The organism is Flavobacterium sp. Arc2 (genome assembly GCF_041431385.1).
In the GTDB taxonomy this organism is placed as follows: Bacteria; Bacteroidota; Bacteroidia; order Flavobacteriales; family Flavobacteriaceae; genus Flavobacterium.
In genome coordinates this window covers 57,943-77,424 of record NZ_JASMRH010000022.1, presented here as the reverse complement: position 1 = coordinate 77,424, position 19,482 = coordinate 57,943, and the positions used below count along the sequence as shown (strand labels likewise).

General features: G+C 33.7%; 19 protein-coding genes. 17 read left to right on the top strand and 2 right to left on the bottom strand.

Annotated elements, in window-relative coordinates; all coding sequences use genetic code 11:
* Nucleotides 1–93: 93 nt before the first annotated feature.
* Both QO182_RS15030 and QO182_RS15025 read right to left on the bottom strand, forming a co-directional pair.
* Nucleotides 94–396 carry a hypothetical protein gene (locus tag QO182_RS15030; RefSeq protein WP_371562491.1) on the bottom strand — a complete coding sequence of 101 codons (303 nt, stop codon included), beginning with the start codon at nucleotides 394–396 and terminating at the stop codon, nucleotides 94–96.
* 3 nt (nucleotides 397–399) lie between these two features.
* Entirely contained in the window at nucleotides 400–576 is a 177-nt protein-coding gene (locus QO182_RS15025) for a hypothetical protein (RefSeq protein WP_371562488.1), read from the bottom strand.
* Between the two features lie 378 nt (nucleotides 577–954).
* On the opposite strand from QO182_RS15025, the gene QO182_RS15020 reads away from it, so the two are divergent.
* From QO182_RS15020 to QO182_RS14940, 17 genes are all read left to right on the top strand, one after another.
* The gene (locus tag QO182_RS15020) at nucleotides 955–1,683 is read left to right on the top strand and encodes a TIGR00730 family Rossman fold protein (RefSeq protein WP_371538398.1); all 729 of its coding nucleotides are present in this window, start codon (nucleotides 955–957) and stop codon (nucleotides 1,681–1,683) included.
* Nucleotides 1,684–1,877: 194 nt separating this feature from the next.
* On the top strand, nucleotides 1,878–4,625 hold the full coding sequence (locus tag QO182_RS15015) for an aminopeptidase (protein WP_371562496.1): 2,748 nt from the start codon (nucleotides 1,878–1,880) through the stop codon (nucleotides 4,623–4,625).
* A 186-nt stretch (nucleotides 4,626–4,811) separates the two neighbouring features.
* Complete coding sequence (locus QO182_RS15010; protein ID WP_371562486.1) at nucleotides 4,812–7,220, top strand: thiamine pyrophosphate-dependent enzyme; 2,409 nt, start codon at nucleotides 4,812–4,814, stop codon at nucleotides 7,218–7,220.
* Between the two features lie 108 nt (nucleotides 7,221–7,328).
* On the top strand, nucleotides 7,329–7,598 hold the full coding sequence (locus QO182_RS15005; protein ID WP_371562484.1) for a hypothetical protein: 270 nt from the start codon (nucleotides 7,329–7,331) through the stop codon (nucleotides 7,596–7,598).
* Between the two features lie 96 nt (nucleotides 7,599–7,694).
* Entirely contained in the window at nucleotides 7,695–8,375 is a 681-nt protein-coding gene (locus QO182_RS15000) for a peptidoglycan DD-metalloendopeptidase family protein (RefSeq protein WP_371562480.1), read from the top strand.
* A 2-nt stretch (nucleotides 8,376–8,377) separates the two neighbouring features.
* Complete coding sequence (locus tag QO182_RS14995; protein ID WP_371562478.1) at nucleotides 8,378–8,890, top strand: hypothetical protein; 513 nt, start codon at nucleotides 8,378–8,380, stop codon at nucleotides 8,888–8,890.
* A gap of 165 nt (nucleotides 8,891–9,055) precedes the next feature.
* Complete coding sequence (locus QO182_RS14990; RefSeq protein ID WP_371562475.1) at nucleotides 9,056–9,253, top strand: hypothetical protein; 198 nt, start codon at nucleotides 9,056–9,058, stop codon at nucleotides 9,251–9,253.
* Nucleotides 9,254–9,637: 384 nt separating this feature from the next.
* Nucleotides 9,638–9,931 (top strand): putative quinol monooxygenase, encoded by a 294-nt coding sequence (locus tag QO182_RS14985; RefSeq protein WP_371538386.1) that lies wholly within the window; start codon nucleotides 9,638–9,640, stop codon nucleotides 9,929–9,931.
* A gap of 180 nt (nucleotides 9,932–10,111) precedes the next feature.
* Nucleotides 10,112–10,255 (top strand): hypothetical protein, encoded by a 144-nt coding sequence (locus QO182_RS14980; RefSeq protein WP_371562472.1) that lies wholly within the window; start codon nucleotides 10,112–10,114, stop codon nucleotides 10,253–10,255.
* Nucleotides 10,256–10,662: 407 nt separating this feature from the next.
* A complete protein-coding gene (locus QO182_RS14975; protein ID WP_371562469.1) occupies nucleotides 10,663–12,027 on the top strand; it encodes an NAD-dependent succinate-semialdehyde dehydrogenase in 1,365 nt (454 codons plus the stop codon).
* Nucleotides 12,028–12,136: 109 nt separating this feature from the next.
* A complete protein-coding gene (locus QO182_RS14970) occupies nucleotides 12,137–13,135 on the top strand; it encodes an NADP-dependent oxidoreductase (RefSeq protein ID WP_371538380.1) in 999 nt (332 codons plus the stop codon).
* A 335-nt stretch (nucleotides 13,136–13,470) separates the two neighbouring features.
* Complete coding sequence (locus QO182_RS14965) at nucleotides 13,471–14,037, top strand: helix-turn-helix domain-containing protein (RefSeq protein ID WP_371538514.1); 567 nt, start codon at nucleotides 13,471–13,473, stop codon at nucleotides 14,035–14,037.
* A 14-nt stretch (nucleotides 14,038–14,051) separates the two neighbouring features.
* Nucleotides 14,052–17,405 (top strand): PAS domain S-box protein, encoded by a 3,354-nt coding sequence (locus QO182_RS14960; protein ID WP_371562467.1) that lies wholly within the window; start codon nucleotides 14,052–14,054, stop codon nucleotides 17,403–17,405.
* Nucleotides 17,405–17,839 carry a response regulator gene (locus QO182_RS14955; RefSeq protein WP_371538376.1) on the top strand — a complete coding sequence of 145 codons (435 nt, stop codon included), beginning with the start codon at nucleotides 17,405–17,407 and terminating at the stop codon, nucleotides 17,837–17,839. The genes QO182_RS14960 and QO182_RS14955 overlap by 1 nt, the downstream gene beginning before the upstream one ends.
* 237 nt (nucleotides 17,840–18,076) lie before the next feature.
* Nucleotides 18,077–18,880: an ice-binding protein gene (locus tag QO182_RS14950; protein WP_371562464.1), complete on the top strand. Its 804-nt coding sequence runs from the start codon at nucleotides 18,077–18,079 to the stop codon at nucleotides 18,878–18,880.
* A gap of 178 nt (nucleotides 18,881–19,058) precedes the next feature.
* Nucleotides 19,059–19,226, top strand: coding sequence for a Thivi_2564 family membrane protein (locus QO182_RS14945; RefSeq protein WP_371538372.1), 168 nt, complete (start codon nucleotides 19,059–19,061; stop codon nucleotides 19,224–19,226).
* Between the two features lie 59 nt (nucleotides 19,227–19,285).
* On the top strand, nucleotides 19,286–19,480 hold the full coding sequence (locus QO182_RS14940) for a hypothetical protein (protein ID WP_074724241.1): 195 nt from the start codon (nucleotides 19,286–19,288) through the stop codon (nucleotides 19,478–19,480).
* Nucleotides 19,481–19,482 lie beyond the last annotated feature (2 nt).

The following is a 19,482-nucleotide window of genomic DNA, read 5'->3' as shown; positions in this document are numbered from 1 at the left end:
TTTATACTCGAAAAATAACCGACATATAACCCTCTTAAAAGTTGTTTATAACTTAATGATGCTTTACATAGGAATGGTTGTTATAGGCTGTGCTTATTTTTTTTTCGGCATTTTCAAGTGCAGATAAGTTTTAAACTGGATTCGGCTAACATTTGTCGCTTTGGTCGTATTTTCTTCTTTCGCTCCAATATTAAAAACATTTGCAATCGATATTTTTCCGCCAATTCCTGTTGTTTCCTCTTCATTTGAAGTTACAGCAACGTCAAAGTTTATTTCTTTTCCACTTGAGTCACTTATGCCTTCTCCAAAATTATTTTCGTTAACATATTTGTGACCTTCGACTAAACCATCTGTGATTTGAATGATAGTTTGTTTAATGAATTCTTTTAATTCCATAGATTAACTTTTGATACTTAATATTAGATATATAAATCCGCCAAACATAAAACTTAAACCTAATAATAATGCTAAAGTGTTTAAAGTTGGTCCCATTGCTACTGTCCAAGCTAAACCATTTAGGACAAACCCAATAACCATTATTAAAATAGAAAGGAAAATTTTATTTTGTTTCTGCATTCTTTTTATGTTTTTTATTCGATTTCGCTCCGCATTGCCTATAACTTGTATATAACATCAAATATATACATCTTTTTGAATTTTACATTAACGAATTTAAGGTTTTTCTTATTTATTCGTTTTTATAAAAAGGCTATCCCATTTAATTTACTGCCGGTACCGCAATTCAAAAAAGAAAGAAGCTTTTAAAAATAATTAAACTATACCGTGCCGCTTTTGAAAAAAGAGTTACTTTAGTATCTTGGATTCCTAGCCCAGATAGAAGCGGTATCTCCCGAATTAGAAAAACAAGGCATTGGCCGTAGTTTTTGTTATCGGGAATATAGCGGATAGCTGGATAAGGCTCCTGAAAATAATAGTTAATAATACAATACGAATATGAGATTAGAAGATTTTGACAATGATGAGGATAAAATAATCCAAGACCGCTTAAAACAGAAAAACTGGAATGAGATCCGGACTAATGATAGCTGGGCGATTTTTAAAATTATGGCCGAGTTTGTAAACGGTTATGAAAATATGGGACGTATTGGTCCATGTGTATCCATTTTTGGTTCGGCACGAAAAAAGCCAGAAGACCCGTATTATTTACTTGCAGAAAAAATAGCGTACAAAATCAGTAAAGCCGGTTACGGTGTGATTACTGGTGGCGGTCCAGGGATAATGGAAGCGGGTAACAAAGGGGCGCATCTGGGCGGAGGAACTTCAGTAGGTTTGAACATTGTATTGCCGTTTGAGCAGCATTTCAATCCGTACATTGATGGCGATAAAAACCTGAATTTTGATTATTTCTTTGTTAGAAAAGTAATGTTTGTGAAATATTCTCAAGGATTTGTGGTTATGCCTGGTGGATTTGGGACTTTGGATGAACTGTTTGAAGCGATGACTTTGATACAGACAAAAAAGATCGCGAGATTCCCTATCATACTGGTAGGAACTGAGTTTTGGTCCGGATTAATAGAATGGGTAAAGAAAATGTTAATCGAAAGAGAACAGACCGTAGGCCCCGACGATTTGAATCTGATAAAAATTGTAGACACCGAAGACGAAGTGGTTGATGTCTTGGATACTTTCTACAAAAAGTACAATTTGCAACCCAATTTTTAATAAAGAAAGCTGTTTTTACGAACAGCTTTTTTTTATGCCTTCTTTAAAAAAAATAATTCCTTTTGTGTCCAAATAAATGTATATTGTGCACTACTAACCAGTTGAATTGAGCATTGAAACCATTTTATAAAATAGTGATTTGTATCTTAGTTTTATTGACCTCAATAAAACAATATGCCCAGCATCATTCTCAACTGTTTGTTGAAGTAAATGCTGCCGATAAGACTATGAATATTGAGCAGGAATTGACCTTTTTTAATGAGTCAAATGATACGCTGACTTCGCTGGTTTTGAATGATTGGAATAATGCCTACTCTGATGTAAATACTCCTTTGGCCAGACGATTTTCAGATGAATTCTATCGCGGTTTCCATCTGGCTAGAGAAGAAGAACGAGGCAGTACTAAAAATGTAACGATTATTGATGCCAATAAATTATTCCTTTCCTGGGAAAGAACGGCTGAAAATCCAGATATTATTAGTGTCAAATTGAGAGAAAAACTCGCCCCGCACGAAAAAATAAAATTGCGCCTTACTTATACGACAAAGATTCCTAGTGATGTATTTACTAAATTTGGTTATGATGCAACAGGTGGCATGAATCTAAAAACGTGGTACCTCGCTCCTGCCCGCTATGAAAACCACACTTTTATTAAATACAGCAATGCTAATTTAGATGATATTGCCACTGCGGTATCTGATATTGATATCGAATTAAAAGTAGCCAAAGGTTTAGAAGTGACCACTGATCTAGACAGTACTGAGGGAATTCAAAAGGAAAGTTATACCATCTATAAACTATCAGGAAAAAACAGAACTAATTTCAGTCTTTTTATTGAACCAAAATCCAGTTTTTATAGCTATAAAACTGAAGGCCTTGAAGTAGTGACTAATTTAAAAGAGGATAAAGTCAGCTTAAAACAACAAGCCTATGCGATTGATTGTATTGTTAATTATGTAGATGATTTAATAGGGCAGTACCCTTTTGATAAAATTGTTGTTTCACAAACGGATTATGAACGCAATCCGTTCTATGGTCTAAATCAACTGCCCTCTTTTATCAGGCCATTTTCGGATGAATTTACCTATGAGATTAAATTTCTAAAAACCTACTTGAATGCTTATCTAAAAAACAGTTTGCATTTAGACAATAGGAAAGACAATTGGATCTATGACGGGATTCAGGTTTATGTCATGATGAAATATATAGAACAAAATTACCCTGACACAAAAATGCTAGGTAGCGCCTCTACCTTTCTATTATTGAAAAGTTACAATTTGACTAATTTAGATTTTAATGAGCAGTACAGCTATTTCTACATGTTGATGGCCAGAAAAAATCTGGATCAACCGCTGGGAGATCCAAAAAATTCTCTGATAAAATTCAACGAGCAAATCGCCAGTAAATATCGCGCCGGATTAAGCTTTAGATATCTAGATAACTATCTTGGTAATGCCGTGGTAAGTAACAGTATCCACCAGTTCTTTGCTGAAAACAAAGAGAAACAGGTCACCAGAAATGATTTTGAAGCCATTTTAAAAGAAAATTCGAATAAAAATATTAATTGGTTCTTTAAAACGATTATAGATTCTAGGGAAATCATTGATTTTAAATTTGCTAACGTAGAAAAATCCAAAGACAGTATTTCATTTACCCTTAAAAATAAAACAGGAGTGATCGTTCCTGTGCCGGTCTATGGAGTTTATAAAGGCCAAATTGTGTTTAAAAAATGGTTGGACCCACAAATATCCGACAGTGTATTTACTGTTGAAAGAAAAGGTGCCGATAAAATTGTTTTGAACTATAAGAACGAAGTTCCTGAATACAATTTAAGAAACAACTGGAAATCCCTAAAGTCTTTTTTTCCAAATAACCGTCCCGTAAAATTTGTGTTTATGAAGGATCTTGAGGATCCGTATTACAATCAGGTTTTATATGTCCCTACCCTCACCTACAATTTATATGATGGCCTCTCTCCTGGAATGCGCCTGCATAACAAAACGATTTTAGACAAGCCTTTTACCTTTGACGTAAATCCAGCCTATTCAACGAATGCAAAAACTTTTTCTGGTTCGGGTTTTATGGTGGTCAATCAAAACTATAGAAACAGCGCTCTTTACAATGTGCGTTATTCACTTTCCGGTGCTTATTTCCATTATGCACCAGATGCTGCTTATTTAAAAATCAATCCGATGGTTCAGCTAAAAATCAGGGAAGATGACATTAGAGACAACAAAAAACAGCTAATCGTATTACGCCAAGTGATGGTGAGCAGAGAAAAGAGTGACCTTATAATTGACAATTCTACAGAAAATTATTCTGTATTTAATGCCAAGTACTTCAATACAACAACTGAGGTAACTCATCATTTTAGCTTTTCGACTGACCTACAATTAGCGGCTAAGTTTGGGAAAATTGCTGCAGAACTGGAATACAGACAACTATTTGAGAATAATCGTCAGATCAATTTTCGAGTTTATGCAGGTAGTTTTCTATACAACAAAACCAATTCTGATTTCTTTAGTTTTGCTCTAGACCGACCGACCGATTATTTGTTTGATTATGGCTACTATGGGAGATCTGAAAGCAGTGGTTTTTTTAGCCAACAATTAATTGTAGCTGAGGGTGGTTTTAAATCAAAACTCAATACGCCATACGCCAATCAATGGATGACTACTGTGAATGCGAGTTATACGTTGTGGAATTGGATTGAAGTCTATGGTGATGCCGGAATATTAAAAAACAGATACCAAAGGGAGAGATTTGTATATGATAACGGCATCCGATTAAATCTTGTTCCCGATTACTTTGAAATGTACCTACCCGTCTATTCTTCTAACGGTTGGGAAATAGGCCAAGACAAATACAGTGAGAAAATTCGTTTTGTAATTACATTATCTCCTAAAATTTTAATCAATTTATTTAATCGAAAATGGTTTTAATCGAAAGTTTTAATACTTTTTCATTATATTATTATACAATAAAAAGCAATTAAATTCCGAATATCTAAATTATACATATGTTTATAGTGATTTAATTGATAATAATTAAATTATATTTCTTTCACTGTATTATGAAAATCGATAGATTTTAAGTAAATTTGTCTCATAAAGTGATACTTTCCAACTATGATAAAAGAAAAAACCAATACTACATTGACATTCGAAGACTTTAAAACCGAAGTGTTGAACGACTATAGAATCGCTATGATAAGTAGGGAATGTAGTCTATTAGGACGTAGAGAGGTGTTGACCGGAAAGGCAAAATTCGGAATTTTTGGTGATGGAAAGGAAGTGCCCCAATTAGCAATGGCTAAATTTTTCAAAAATGGTGATTTTCGTTCCGGATATTATCGTGACCAAACTTTTATGATGGCCATAGGTCAAATGACTGTTGAACAATTCTTTGCCGGACTATATGGTAATACAAATTTAGAAGAAGAGCCAATGTCTGCCGGTAGACAAATGGGCGGTCATTTTGTTACACACAGTTTAAATGACGACGGTTCATGGAAAGACTTAACAAAACAAAAAAACTCCAGTGCTGACATTTCTCCTACAGCAGGACAAATGCCTAGATTATTAGGACTTGCACAGGCATCAAAAATATACAGACAAGTTAAAGGAATTCCCAACAAAGCAAATTTCTCAAATGAAGGAAATGAAGTAGCTTGGGGAACCATTGGAAATGCAAGTACTTCTGAAGGATTGTTTTTTGAAACCATTAATGCTGCAGGTGTTTTACAAGTACCTATGATAATAAGCGTTTGGGATGATGAATATGGTATTTCTGTTCATGCAAAACATCAGACTACTAAAGAGAACATTTCAGAAATTTTAAAAGGATATCAAAGAAACGAGACTGAAAAAGGGTATGAAATTCTGAGAGTAAAAGGATGGGATTATACTGATCTTATTGCTACCTATGAGAAAGCATCAGCGATTTCGCGAGAACAGCATGTTCCCGTACTAATACATGTAAGTGAGCTAACGCAACCTCAAGGACATTCTACCTCTGGATCACATGAAAGATACAAAGATGGAGACCGTCTAGCGTGGGAAAGAGATTTTGACTGCATCAGACAGATGAAATTATGGATGATTGCAATTAATATTGCCTCTACTGAAGAGTTAGCCGAGATAGATGCAAACGCTAAGAAAGAAGTTCTTGCAGGTAAAAAAGCCGCATGGAGTTCTTTTATTGAGCCTATTGTTGAAGAACAAAAAGAGTTGATTTTATTATTGCAAAAAATTGCAAATTCAAGTAATAATAAAGAAGGTATTCTAAAATATGCTTCCAGCTTAAAAAGTGTAAAAGACCCGATAAGAAAAGAAATTCTTGTTGCAGCACGTAAATCTTTGCGTCTTGTACTTAATGAGAACGGACAAGAGGAGCTATCAAACTGGATCACTTCGTATACTAAGATAAATCAAAAAAAATTCAGTAGTCATTTGCATTCTGATTCTGCCTTAAATGTATTTTCCGCAAAAGAAGTTTTACCACAGTATGCTGAAGATTCAAATGAAGATACAGATGGCAGAATGATTTTACGTGATAATTTTGATGCTATTTTCACAAAATACCCAGAAGCACTAATCTTTGGAGAAGATGCAGGAGCAATTGGTGACGTTAATCAAGGCTTAGAAGGAATGCAAGAAAAATATGGTGCGCTCCGTGTTTCCGATGTTGGAATACGAGAAGCTACCATCATAGGACAAGGTATAGGAATGGCCTTAAGAGGTCTGCGCCCTATTGCCGAAATTCAGTATCTAGATTATCTATTGTACGCGATCCAAATCATGAGTGATGATTTAGCCACCCTACAATACAGAACAGTAGGGAAACAAAAAGCGCCACTAATCATCCGTACAAGAGGTCATCGTCTGGAAGGAATTTGGCATTCTGGTTCACCTATGGGAATGATTATCAACGCCATTAGAGGAATTCACGTGTTAGTTCCAAGAGATATGACAAAAGCAGCAGGTTTTTACAATTCACTATTGGAATGTGATGAACCAGCTTTAGTAATCGAATGTTTAAACGGATACCGCTTAAAAGAGAAAAAACCGCTTAATTATGGTGAGTTTAAGACTCCTATTGGTGTGGTTGAAACGATGAAAGAAGGTTCTGACATTACATTAGTTTCTTATGGTTCCACATTAAGATTAGTGGAACAAGCCGCACAAGAACTACTTGAAGTAGGTATTGACTGTGAAATTATAGATTTACAATCGTTGCTTCCATTTGACATTAACCATGATCTTGTAAAAAGTATTGCTAAAACAAATCGTTTGTTAGTAATTGATGAAGATGTTCCAGGAGGTGCATCTGCTTATATTTTACAACAAATTATTGACCAACAAGATGGTTATAACTATTTAGACAGCAAGCCACAAACCTTAACTTCAAAAGCACACAGACCTTCATATGGAACTGATGGTGACTATTTCTCTAAACCTTCTGCGGAAGATATTTACGAAAAAGTATATGCGATGATGAATGAGGTAAACCCTGCAAAGTATCCAAACTTATATTAAAAAAATAAAGTACTATAAATATTTAACTGAATAGTAATTGGAACTGTTTCAGTAATAATAAAAACAGTATCTTGTCGACTAATTAGTTACAAACTAAAATATAAAAAAATGAAAAAAATATCAATGTTCATAGGCGTATTGTCTGTTATGGCAATCGTTTCTTGTAAAGAAAAAGAAGAAACTCCTGAAGCAGCTCCAGCAACCACAACTAATCAAACCATTGAAGTTACTACAGAAGCTCCTGTAGTAGAAGAAAAACAAGATGGAACTTCTATAAGTGTAGGTACGGACGGTGTTGATGTAAGTACTAAAAACGGAGAAAACAAAACCAACGTAAACGTTTCTGGAGGTACTGCAAAAGTTGAAGTTAAAAAATAATCTCGTTTTTTAAAATTAAAAATAATAAAGCCAATCTGAATTAGTTCAGTTGGCTTTTTTTATATTATTGAAATTAGAAACACAAAATAGCAAAAAATGACAAGTTTAGAAACCGTTTTAAGAAATGCCCAAAACGTCAAAGTAATCGCTGATTCTATTACTTTAAATCAATATGTCGCTTTGGATTTATCTGTTTTAAATTACGATCTACGTGAGCAATCGATGGCTGATTCAGCTGATTTTGAAAAATATATAGAAAATTACCTGACTTCAAACAATTCAAAAGTGGCGTATGGAGGGTATAATGAAGAAAGGAATCTTTATAAGCGAAGTACTATTTTTAAAGATACTGAAACAGAGGAAAGAAATATGCACATTGGTTTAGATCTATGGATAAAAGCGGGAACTCCTATCTTAGCAGCGCTTGAGGGTAAAATTCATAGTTTCAATTTCAATGCTGGTTTTGGTGATTATGGCCCAACTATCATTTTAGAACACCATATCGAAAATCAAACATTTTATACTTTATACGGACATTTGTCGTTAGATAGTCTCGATAACCTTGCAATTGGCACTGTTTATAAAAAAGGACAACAAATAGGCCTTTTGGGAGATGCAGCGGTAAACGGCGATTACTCACCGCATTTACATTTTCAGATTATAGATAACATAGGGGCTAATTCTGGTGATTACCCTGGTGTTTGCACAAAAAGTGATTTGGATTTTTATCTAAACAACTGCCCTGACCCTAACTTATTACTAAAAATAACATCTTGAAAATGAAAAAAATTATCCTACTGTTCAGTTTGATTGTACTTATTGGATGTAAGTCAAAAAAACCGGATACAACAACTGAGGCGATACCAGAAGTAGTAACATTCGTAAGATTAACCTCCACCGAAGTTGACGCTAATCTAAAGACTAAAGCCTATCAGTTAGGCAAACGAATTTTAATGACTTGTAACACTTCTAAGTTTAAGCCTTTTAATAATAGTGAAGCAACAAGATCTGTAATCGACAATATTACAGAGGAAAAGCTATCAAAAACATGTGCTAAATTTAGACAGCGATATGGTGATTTTAAAGACCTTAAATTAATGCAAATCTATAAAGACAACGAAACTAGAACAACTATTTTTCGTTATAAAGCACTCTATACAAAGGCGGTGGCCAATAAAGAACTTCGTGTTTACATGAACGATCAAAGTCAAGTGTCAGCAATAAAGTCAATGGATTGGTCTGATACTTTCGAAAGAAAATTATTCAGAAATACAGATACCGATACAGAATAACTTTATATGATTTGCTTTTCAACAGTAATCCAAATAGAAAATGACTTAATTTCATTTTCTATTTGGATTTTTTGTTTTCAGTTCAAAGCTAGTAATACGGTCGACACTCCTTCCCTATCCCTGTCGTTTTAACATAGTATCAAAGGTTAGCACATACCTAAGAAAATGACATACCGTATCAACACATTTATTAATTATCTCAAATCACAGTATCTGTTTCTACTTATTTTAACACCACCAGAATTAATGTCTATTCAAATAACAAACCCTACTACGAACAAAATATTAAAACCCTTCGATGAAATGACTGACGAACAAGTTCAAGCCACAATCGAAAAGTCTAATGGCTTTTTTAAGGGATAGAACAAAACTTCTTATGATGATCGAGCAAAAGTATTGCATAAAGTAGCCGATATTTTACGCAAAAAGAAAAAGTTAGTTTATCGAGCTAATCAACCTTGAAATCGGGAAATTTTTAGCCTAAGCGGAATAGGAAGGCAACCTACGTTATTATATATTAGATTACTAAGTCGATAAAGCTGAGGTCTTTCTTGCCGATAAAAACGTAAACCCTAAATCTGGTGAGGCGTTTATAAGAGCCAGCCTTCCAGCGTTTCCCTTTATTGTTATGATTTCTGATTCTGCTAAAAGTACTATACTGTTAAATTTTAGGTTGAACAATAGTTAAACTATACAAACATAAAAACTAATAGCACTACTTTTATTACTTAAATAAAATTTATCATCATGGAAAAATATGCTTTATTAGCACGATTAGAAGCTAAAGTAGGAAAAGAAGACGAAGTTGCTGCATTTTTAAAAAGTGCTTTACCATTAGTACTGGACGAGCCAGACACTGTAAATTGGTACGGATTACAAATAGGGCCATCAACCTTTGGGATTTTTGATACTTTTGAAACTGAAGAAGGTAGAAAAGCACATCTTGCAGGTAAAATCGCAGAAGCTTTAATGGCAAACGCAGGAACATTACTTTCTAAAGATCCTGTAATTGAATTAGTAGATTTAATAGCCGTTAAATAATCAGAAAGTACTTAGTCAACTTTTAAGTTGCTCGATATAGTCTGAAAGTAATTTATATCGAAATTTAATCTCAATAAAAAACAAATTTTACTTTTTGAAGCCAACATAAATATTTTATGTTGGCTTTAATTTTTTTATTTTAGTATTTTAATTAAGACACGGTACATTATCATTTTAGAAATGAAATTACATAATACTTCAAATGTTGCTGTAATTCTAGAAAGCATCTCTGAGAATAAATACATACCACTGGATTTATCGGTTACAAATAAATCATTGGAAAAAAAATATCGTGGCAATACTATTAATTCTAAAATTTCATAGAAAAGCAATTATAATGAAACAAATAATCCTCTTACTAAGTTTAATTGTCCTTCCCTGTTTTTATCGTTTTAACATAATAACTGAATATAAGATAAGAACCAATTAACTGATAAATAGAACCATAAACTCATTACTGCCTTAAAATACATACAATAAATACTTACGTGTTAAAATTTATGAATTAATTAGTAGTACTGTCTTATTCTTTTAACATTTAGTTGCGACAAATCGATTGGGTTTCTTATTAATTTTATAAAACAGACTTTAATCTGCATAAAAGTTGTTTAAAAAATGTCGAAATAGATACTGTAGTTCTAAATATCTGAAATCACAGTATCTATTTCCACTCATTTTAACACCCTAAAAAGCAAGATTAAATCTATTTAAAATTAATTAAAAATAAATTTATGTCTATTCAAACAACAAACCCCACCACAAACAAAGTAGTAAAATCATTCGATGAAATGACTGACGAACAAGTTGAAGCCGCAATCGAAAAGTCTAATGACTTTTTTCAAGAATGGAAGAAAACTTCTTATGACGAACGAGCAAAAGTGTTGCATAAAGTAGCCGATCTGATGCGTAAAGGAAAAAGCGATTTAGCCGACTTAATCACCCTTGAAATGGGGAAAATAAAAGCACAAGCGGAATGGGAAGTTGATCTAAGTGCAGACATATTGGATTACTACGCTAATAATGGTGCTGCATTTCTTGCCGATAAAAAATTAAACCCTGAATCTGGCGAAGCGTTTGTTCGCAGTAGCCCTATAGGTGTTCTCTTTGGTGTTATGCCTTGGAACTTTCCCTTTTATCAGATCATACGATTTGCTGCGCCAAATATCATGGTAGGGAATACCATTTTATTAAAACATGCATCAATAGTGCCTCAATGCGGTATTGCAATTGAAGAATTATTTAAAGAAGCAAAAGCGCCAGAAGGATTATACACTAATTTATTGATTTCAGGTAAACGAAGTACAGCTTTAGTTAGCGATGAAAGAATCAAAGGAGTATCGCTAACGGGTAGTGAAGGTGCAGGTTCTAGTATTGCAGAAGCTGCAGGTAAACATTTAAAAAAATCAGTCCTTGAATTAGGTGGTAGCGATCCGTTTATAATTCTTGAAGATGCTGATATAGATACCGTTGTTGAAATGGCTATTGCAGGAAGATTTAGCAATACCGGACAGAGTTGTGTAGCTTCAAAAAGATTTATTGCCGTAGCAGCTATAGCTGACGAGTTTTTAGAAAAGTTTGCCAAAAAAGTTGCCTCACTTAAAGTAGGCGATCCTATGGATCCAAATACAGAGGTTGGACCGCTAAGTAGCGAAGAAGCTTTAGTCAATATATTAGATCAGGTGAAACGATTTGAAAAAGCAGGTGCCAAAGTTCTAGTAGGCGGTAAAAGGGCCTTTGAAACCGGTGCTTTTATGCAACCTACCATTTTAACTAATCTAAAACGTGGAGTACCTACTTTTCAGGAAGAATTATTTGCTCCCGTAGCCTCTTTTTACAAAGTCGAAAATGAACAAGAAGCTATAGACCTTGCAAATGACTCGCCTTTTGGCTTAGGGGGATCTATCTTTACAAAAGACATAAAACGAGCCATACGATTAGCTGATCAAATTGATAGCGGAATGGTTTTCATTAATCAACCCACAGGAACACAACCAGACTTGCCCTTTGGAGGAACTAAAGGTTCAGGTTACGGACGTGAATTATCTGAACAAGGAATTCATGAGTTTGTAAACAAAAAACTAATTAGAGTAAGCTAAAACTATATAGATGTATAAAGAAGCACTTATTTTTAAAATAGGGAAATGATTATTTTGTTTTAAAAATAAGTGCTTTTAATATCTGTTTAACAATTAAAATAAAAGAATTATGACTACAAAGCAAATTATATTACAATCACGACCTTCTGGCGCACCCACGCTAAAGAATTTCAAACTTGAAAATACCACATTAGATCAGTTACAGCCAGGGGAAGTGCTGTTAAAAGGACTGTATTACTCGGTCGACCCCTATATGCGTGGCCGAATGAATGATGCCAAATCTTATGTGGAACCCTTTAAGATTAACGAACCTCTCGACGGCGGTGTTGTTGCTACGATTGTAGAAAGTAAATCAGATAATTTTAAAGTTGGTGATACCGTAGTAGGAAGATTTCCGTGGAAAGAAACGTTTGTATCAAAAGATGATGTCCTACAAAAAGTAGATACCAATGTACCCGAGCTGAGTTACTACTTAAGTATTTTAGGTATGACTGGTTTAACGGCTTATTTTGGACTAATGGATATATGTAAACCAAAAGCAGGTGAAACTGTTGTTGTGTCCGGTGCAGCCGGAGCCGTAGGAATGGTTGTAGGACAAATTGCTAAATTACAAGGCTGCCACGTGGTAGGGATTGCAGGTACAGATGAAAAAGCAAAAACATTAATTGAAGACTTTGGCTTTGACCAAGTAATTAATTATAAGACTACCAAAGATATTTACAAATCAGTAAAAGAGGCCTGCCCAAAAGGTGTCGATGTCTATTTTGATAATGTAGGTGGAGAGATTTCTGATGCTGTAATTAGTGCCATTAATTTTCATGCCCGTATTGCATTATGCGGACAGATATCCTTATACAATAGCGAAGAAACACCCATGGGCCCTAGACTACAACCTATGTTACTAACAAGAAGTGTTTTAATGCAAGGGTTTATAGTAAGTAATTACCAAGATAGATTTCCTGAAGGAATGAAGCAATTATCAAGTTGGGTTCAAGAAGGAAAATTAAAATTCACACAGACAGTTGTAGATGGGTTTGATCAATTACCAACTGCATTACTCGGTTTATTTGAAGGTTCTAACACTGGAAAAATGATTGTTAAAGCTTAAATTATAAAGTACAAAAGAATGAAAAAAGCCGTTAGCTGTATTAATTTAATACTGCTAACGGCTTTTGTATTTTGCTGTTTTAAATCTTTAAATTTTAACACCTAACGCTAGCTAATCGAAAAAAGCGCATTAACACCAGAAATAGATACGGAAATCTTAATTTAAAAATAGCTAGCCACTATCTCTAATTATTACCTATTTTTGCTGCAAAAAAGTCGAAATAATCTGTAAATTATACAACTAATCTATAAATTATGTAATTCTTTTCTGCGAAAAAAATGCAAATTTTACACAATCAGTTAAAAAATAAATAATTTAAGCTATATATCAAATACATGGTCAGCAATCGCTGTAAACTAGCAGTTAAAGAGGAATTAAAAAAACTTGGATTGCATTTTATTCTTGTTGATTTGGGGGAAGTAGATGTCATGGAAAACATTTCTATGGCGCAGAGAGAACTTCTTAAAGCAGGGTTACTTAGTGCTGGATTTGAGCTAATGGATGATAAAAAATCTATGCTGATCGAAAAAATTAAAAATGTAATTATCCAAATGGTTCACCATTCAGATGAAGTTATTAAAGTAAATTTCTCTATTTATTTAAGTGAAAAGCTGAATCACGATTATACTTATTTATCCAACCTATTCTCTGAAGTGCAAGGAACCACGATTGAGCATTTTATCATTTCTCATAAAACAGAACGGGTGAAGGAACTGATTATATATGGTGAACACAATATCACTGAAATTGCCTGGAAAATGGGATATAGTAGTGTAGCGCATTTATCAAGTCAATTTAAAAAAGTAACAGGTCTCTCCCCTTCTCACTTTAAAAATTTGAAAGATAAAAGACGATCTCCTCTTGAGGAAGTTGGTATTAAAAATCAAAGTAATCTCAATTAAGTTTTAATACCATCATGAAATTAATTTCAGAAAAAAGATTTCAACTTTATTATATCCTAGTAGCGATTATATTGACTACTGTTTTAGGTGTTTTCTATTTCAATAACCTAAAAGTAAAGTCAAGCAGCGATTCTGCAGAACATGCTCAGGAGATATTACGCAAAAACGATAATGTTCTTTTAGACATTCTTGATATCGAGACTGGAGTAAGAGGCTATATTATCTCTGAAAACGACATTTACTTAGATACGTTCAATAATGCTGTAAAAGCAATGAACAAAAATCTTTCGGTTTTGTCAGAGCTAACCCGCGACAACACACACCAAAACATTCAGGTAGATTCTTTAAAAATCATGACCTCCAAAAAATTGGTCTTATTACAAAAAATTATAGATGACAGACCATATGAGTTATTGGATGAAAATGAAAAGGTTGCTATTCTAAAGGATGGTAAAGTTATTACTGATGTAATTAAGAATATCATTTCTAAAATTAATGTTGAAGAATACAATGCTCTTAAATTAAGAAAAACAGAAAATGAAAATAGTATTCAATATTCGGAAATACTATTCTTCTTACTCTTGATTTTGATTTTTGTTATTTTTACACTTGTCTTTATTATTGTTAAAAGTTTAAAAGTCAGAAATGACGAATTAGAACTATTTACTGCCTCACAAAAATTACTTTCTAATTATTCCCTTAGTCTTATCGAGGCAAGTCTAGACCCGCTAATCACGATCAATATTGATGGTAAGATTACCGATATGAATGAAGCAACAGTTAAAATCACTGGTATTAAACGCGAAGAGTTGATAGGATCTGATTTCTTTAATTATTTCACACATCCTGACATGGCACGTGAAGTATATGAGGAAGTATTTTCAAAAGGTTTTGTAATTGACTCTCCTCTTACCCTTTGTCACAAAAACGGAAAATTAACCGATGTGTTATTTAATGGATCTGTTTATAAAAATGATGTAGGAAACGTATTAGGAGTTGTAATAGTTGCCCGTGATGTAACAAAACAAAAGCAAGCAGCTTTGTATACTCGAAGTATACTCGAAGCAAGTCTTGACCCTCTAGTTACTATTAATGCCGAAGGTCAGATCACCGATGTAAATCATGCATTAATAGCGGTCACCGGTATTCAACGTGAAAATTTAATAGGAACAGATTTTTCGCTTTACTTTACAGAGCCTGAAAAAGCGAGACAAGCTTATATTCAAGTTTTTGAACAAAGTTTTGTTTCTGATTACGCTTTGACGATAAAACATTTAAATGGGAAATTAACAGATGTATTGTACAATGCGTCCGTCTATAAAGATGATAAAGGAGAAGTACTAGGCGTATTTGCTGCCGCAAGAGATGTGACAGCCCAAAAATTAAGCTCTAATTATTCGTTAAGCCTTATTGAGGCAAGTCTTGATCCCTTGGTTACTATTAGTATCGAAGGAAAAATCACCGATATGAACGAAGCAACTATCAAAATTACAGGTATGGAGCGAGAGCTTCTTACCGGTTCTGATTTCTTTGATTATTTCACAGAGCCGCAAATGGCGAGAGAAGTATATCAGGAAGTATTTGCAAAAGGATCTGTTGCTGACTCTCCGCTTACACTTCGTCATAAAAACGGTAAACTGACAGACGTCTTATTCAATGGATCAGTTTATAAAGATGATCAAGGGAATGTACTTGGTGCTGTTGTTGTTGCAAGAGATATCACAGACCAAAAAAGGATTGAAACGGAACTGATAGAGGCTAAAGTCTTTGCTGAACTTGCCACAGGAATTGCTGAAGAAGAAAAACGAAATGCTGAAAATGCAGCTTTAATTGCTGAAAATGCCGTAAAAGCAAAACAGCAATTTTTATCCAATATGAGTCACGAAATACGTACGCCGATGAATGCCATTATAGGCTTCACAAAGGTTGTACTGAAAACTGATTTGACTGCCAAACAAAAAGAATACCTCGATGCTATTAAAATGAGTGGTGATGCGCTTATTGTACTTATAAATGACATTCTGGATTTAGCAAAAGTAGATGCTGGGAAGATGTCCTTTGAAAAAATACCTTTTAAAGTGAAGTCGTCCATTTCATCAATGCTTCATTTATTCGAAACAAAAATTCAAGAGAAAAATCTAAAATTAGTTAAAGAATACGACCCTAACATACCGGCAGTCATAGTGGGAGACCCGATTCGATTACATCAAATTATTTTAAATCTAGTTAGTAATGCCGTCAAGTTTACATCCACAGGAAAAATTACGGTTAACGTACGTTTAATTGACGAAGATTTAGAAAATGTTACGATTGAGTTTGCAGTCACCGATACCGGTATTGGAATTCCAGAAGAAAAAATAGCATCTATATTTGATAACTTTCAACAAGCTTCAAGCGGGACGTCTAGAATCTATGGTGGAACTGGACTAGGGCTTGCAATTGTTAAACAATTAGTGGAACCTCAAGGAGGTAGTATTAATGTGATTAGTAAAGTTGGTGAAGGAACTACTTTTAGTTTTAGATTGAATTTCCAAAAGACAACGGCTGATGCAGAAATCGAAACCGAAATACTTGAAGTAGACAAGCAGAAAAAAAACATTAAAGTTTTAGTAGTTGAGGACATTGCGTTGAATCAATTATTAATGAAAACACTTTTGGATGATTTTGGATTCGAACGTGATATTGCCGAAAACGGAAAAATAGCGGTTGATAAACTTCAAAATAATTCTTATGATATAATTTTAATGGATCTTCAAATGCCTGAAATGAATGGATTTGAGGCGACAGAATACATCAGAAAAACAATGAATTCTGATATTCCTATTATTGCCTTAACAGCTGATGTTACTACGGTAGACCTAGCTAAATGTAAGGCTGTAGGAATGAATGATTACATTGCAAAACCTGTTGACGAACGATTATTATATAGCAAAATTGTAAGTATTGTTAGGAAGTCATCTATTAAAAAAGAAAAAGAAATTAAAAAAATCATAGTGCACAAAACTCAAAAACATATTGATTTAAGCTATCTAGAGACTCGCACTAAATCTAATCCTAAATTGATGATGGAGATGATTGATGCATATATCAAACAAACACTTCCATTGGTCACTGTACTGGAAGAAAGCTTGTTAAGCAATGATTGGGAATTACTTCGGGCCTCAGCCCACAAAATGATTCCTTCCTTTTCCATAATGGGTATTAACTCAGAATTTGAAGACATGGCTAAAAAAATACAGAATTACACAGGTAATTTAGGAGATCAAAAAGAAGAAATAAATGACTTGGTTTTGCAACTTTCAACGGTTTGTAATCAAGCTTGTGAAGAATTAGAAATAGAATTTAATAATATAAAAAACAAAAACTGATGAAAAACGAAGAAAAAATAAAACTATTTTTAGTAGATGACGATGCCGTTTTTCTAAAGTCACTAGAAATCGAATTTATTCAACATACCGATTTTATTGTGGAAACGTATGCAACTGGGGAACTTTGTCTAGCAAATTTAGACAAAAAACCAGATGTAATAATCCTTGATTATCATTTGGATGGAATTGATAAAACTGCAATGAACGGAATTGAAACCTTAGACAAAATTAAAGAGTTTAATCCCGATATTCCAGTGGTAATGCTATCATCTCAAGATAAAATTGATGTAGCCATTAGTTGTATGCACCACAAAGCTTTTGATTATGTGGTAAAAAGCGAAACTTCTTTCTTACGACTTCAAAAAAACATTACTGCTTATTTTCATTTTGAAAGAATTGAAAAAGAACTAAGTTGGTATATGGCTAGAATGTAATGATGTTATTTATAGATCCGACAACTTAAAAGTACACATTATAAAATAGCTAAGCCTGTCAAATGACAGGCTTAGCTATTTTATACCTTAACCTAAAAAAGCACATTTTCTCAAATTATGCGAATTGTATAATGTTTAAACATGCTTACATAACTTCTTTGATAATAATATCATCACATTTGGCTAGTGATAATTAATTCACATTTTAAACCCAAATTCATGAAATTATTATAAGTAATGCCAATTGTAGAGATGCTATTGGTTGGAGTGCTATCAAGCTGCAGTGCAGATACGGATTCTGCAGAACCTGTGGTAGCAAATTCTTCCTATGAAACCACTACTTTGACATCTGCCAAACAATCCCTTGCTGCAGAGTCAACAATTTCAGAATTAAAAGGTGTAAATCTTGGCTTTGCTGAGAATTTCGTAATTCTTTCTAAAACAGGAATTACTGATGTTTATAAATCTGACGTTACAGGAGATGTGGGAGCAAGTCCTATTACAGGCGCTGCCATTCTATTAAAATGCTATGAAGTGACTGGTACAATATACACCGTAGATGCCGCAGGTCCACTCCCATGTAGAGTGACAAATGCCACGCGCCTAACAACTGCCGTGGGTGACATGCAAACTGCCTATACGGATGCAGCGCGACGTTCTAATCCTGATTTTCTAAATTTAGGAGCCGGAAGTATTGGAGGAAAAACGCTTACTCCAGGACTTTATACTTGGACAAGTGATCTTTTGATTCCAAAAGACATTACAATTTCTGGTAGCCCAACTGATGTATGGATATTCCAGGTTGCCGGAAACCTTAGTATGAGTGCGGCAGTGAGAATTACTTTAGCTGGAGGTGCACAAGCTAAAAATATTTTTTGGCAAACTGCTGGTTTAGTGACACTAGGAACAACAAGCCATTTTGAAGGAAATATATTAAGCCAAACTGGTATCAATTTAAAAACTGGAGCTTCCATTAACGGAAGAATGATGGCACAAACTGCAGTAACACTTCAAATGAATACCGTTACACAACCACAATAAAAATTTAAGATTACTAAAAAAAGCACCGTATGTCTAATGGCAAATCGTGCTTTTTTTTAAAACTTCTAATTTTATCCAACAAAATCTGTGAATGATGAAACTTTTCCTTCAAATTGTATAAAATATACTGCCTATAAGTGGGTTACCTTTGATTATAATATAATTACAAGTTATCATCATGTCATTAATTAGCATATTGTTAGTTTTAATTGTTATTGGAGCTGTTCTTTGGCTGATCAATACTTATGTTCCTATGGATACCACAATAAAAAATATATTCAATTCATTAATTGTAATTGTGACTATCATATGGATACTTAATGCTTTTGGGCTTTTCAGTTCATAAATCAATTTTTATCGTCAAAAAACAAAATAATCAAATTTATAAATCTAAAAAATAAAATTATGAATCTTAAAAGAATCTTTGGGGCATTACTTACAGCTCTTGGTATCGGAGCGTTAATCTATGCTGCCGTATTGTTTATGAATACTTCAGGCGGTAATCAAGATATTAAAGCTTTGATAATCTACGGAATATTAGGACTAATATTCTTTACATCTGGAATAAGTTTAGTTAGAACAACAAAAGATGAATCTTAGAT

Coding starts and splice junctions, on each gene's coding strand:
- QO182_RS15030 (WP_371562491.1), bottom strand. CDS start 396: ATGGAATTAAAAGAATTCATTAAACAAACTATCATTCAAATCACAGAT.
- QO182_RS14950 (WP_371562464.1), top strand. CDS start 18,077: ATGCCAATTGTAGAGATGCTATTGGTTGGAGTGCTATCAAGCTGCAGT.
- QO182_RS15025 (WP_371562488.1), bottom strand. CDS start 576: ATGCAGAAACAAAATAAAATTTTCCTTTCTATTTTAATAATGGTTATT.
- QO182_RS14945 (WP_371538372.1), top strand. CDS start 19,059: ATGTCATTAATTAGCATATTGTTAGTTTTAATTGTTATTGGAGCTGTT.
- QO182_RS15020 (WP_371538398.1), top strand. CDS start 955: ATGAGATTAGAAGATTTTGACAATGATGAGGATAAAATAATCCAAGAC.
- QO182_RS14965 (WP_371538514.1), top strand. CDS start 13,471: ATGGTCAGCAATCGCTGTAAACTAGCAGTTAAAGAGGAATTAAAAAAA.
- QO182_RS15010 (WP_371562486.1), top strand. CDS start 4,812: ATGATAAAAGAAAAAACCAATACTACATTGACATTCGAAGACTTTAAA.
- QO182_RS14995 (WP_371562478.1), top strand. CDS start 8,378: ATGAAAAAAATTATCCTACTGTTCAGTTTGATTGTACTTATTGGATGT.
- QO182_RS14975 (WP_371562469.1), top strand. CDS start 10,663: ATGTCTATTCAAACAACAAACCCCACCACAAACAAAGTAGTAAAATCA.
- QO182_RS14970 (WP_371538380.1), top strand. CDS start 12,137: ATGACTACAAAGCAAATTATATTACAATCACGACCTTCTGGCGCACCC.
- QO182_RS14940 (WP_074724241.1), top strand. CDS start 19,286: ATGAATCTTAAAAGAATCTTTGGGGCATTACTTACAGCTCTTGGTATC.
- QO182_RS15005 (WP_371562484.1), top strand. CDS start 7,329: ATGAAAAAAATATCAATGTTCATAGGCGTATTGTCTGTTATGGCAATC.
- QO182_RS15000 (WP_371562480.1), top strand. CDS start 7,695: ATGACAAGTTTAGAAACCGTTTTAAGAAATGCCCAAAACGTCAAAGTA.
- QO182_RS14980 (WP_371562472.1), top strand. CDS start 10,112: ATGAAATTACATAATACTTCAAATGTTGCTGTAATTCTAGAAAGCATC.
- QO182_RS14990 (WP_371562475.1), top strand. CDS start 9,056: ATGACATACCGTATCAACACATTTATTAATTATCTCAAATCACAGTAT.
- QO182_RS14960 (WP_371562467.1), top strand. CDS start 14,052: ATGAAATTAATTTCAGAAAAAAGATTTCAACTTTATTATATCCTAGTA.
- QO182_RS14955 (WP_371538376.1), top strand. CDS start 17,405: ATGAAAAACGAAGAAAAAATAAAACTATTTTTAGTAGATGACGATGCC.
- QO182_RS14985 (WP_371538386.1), top strand. CDS start 9,638: ATGGAAAAATATGCTTTATTAGCACGATTAGAAGCTAAAGTAGGAAAA.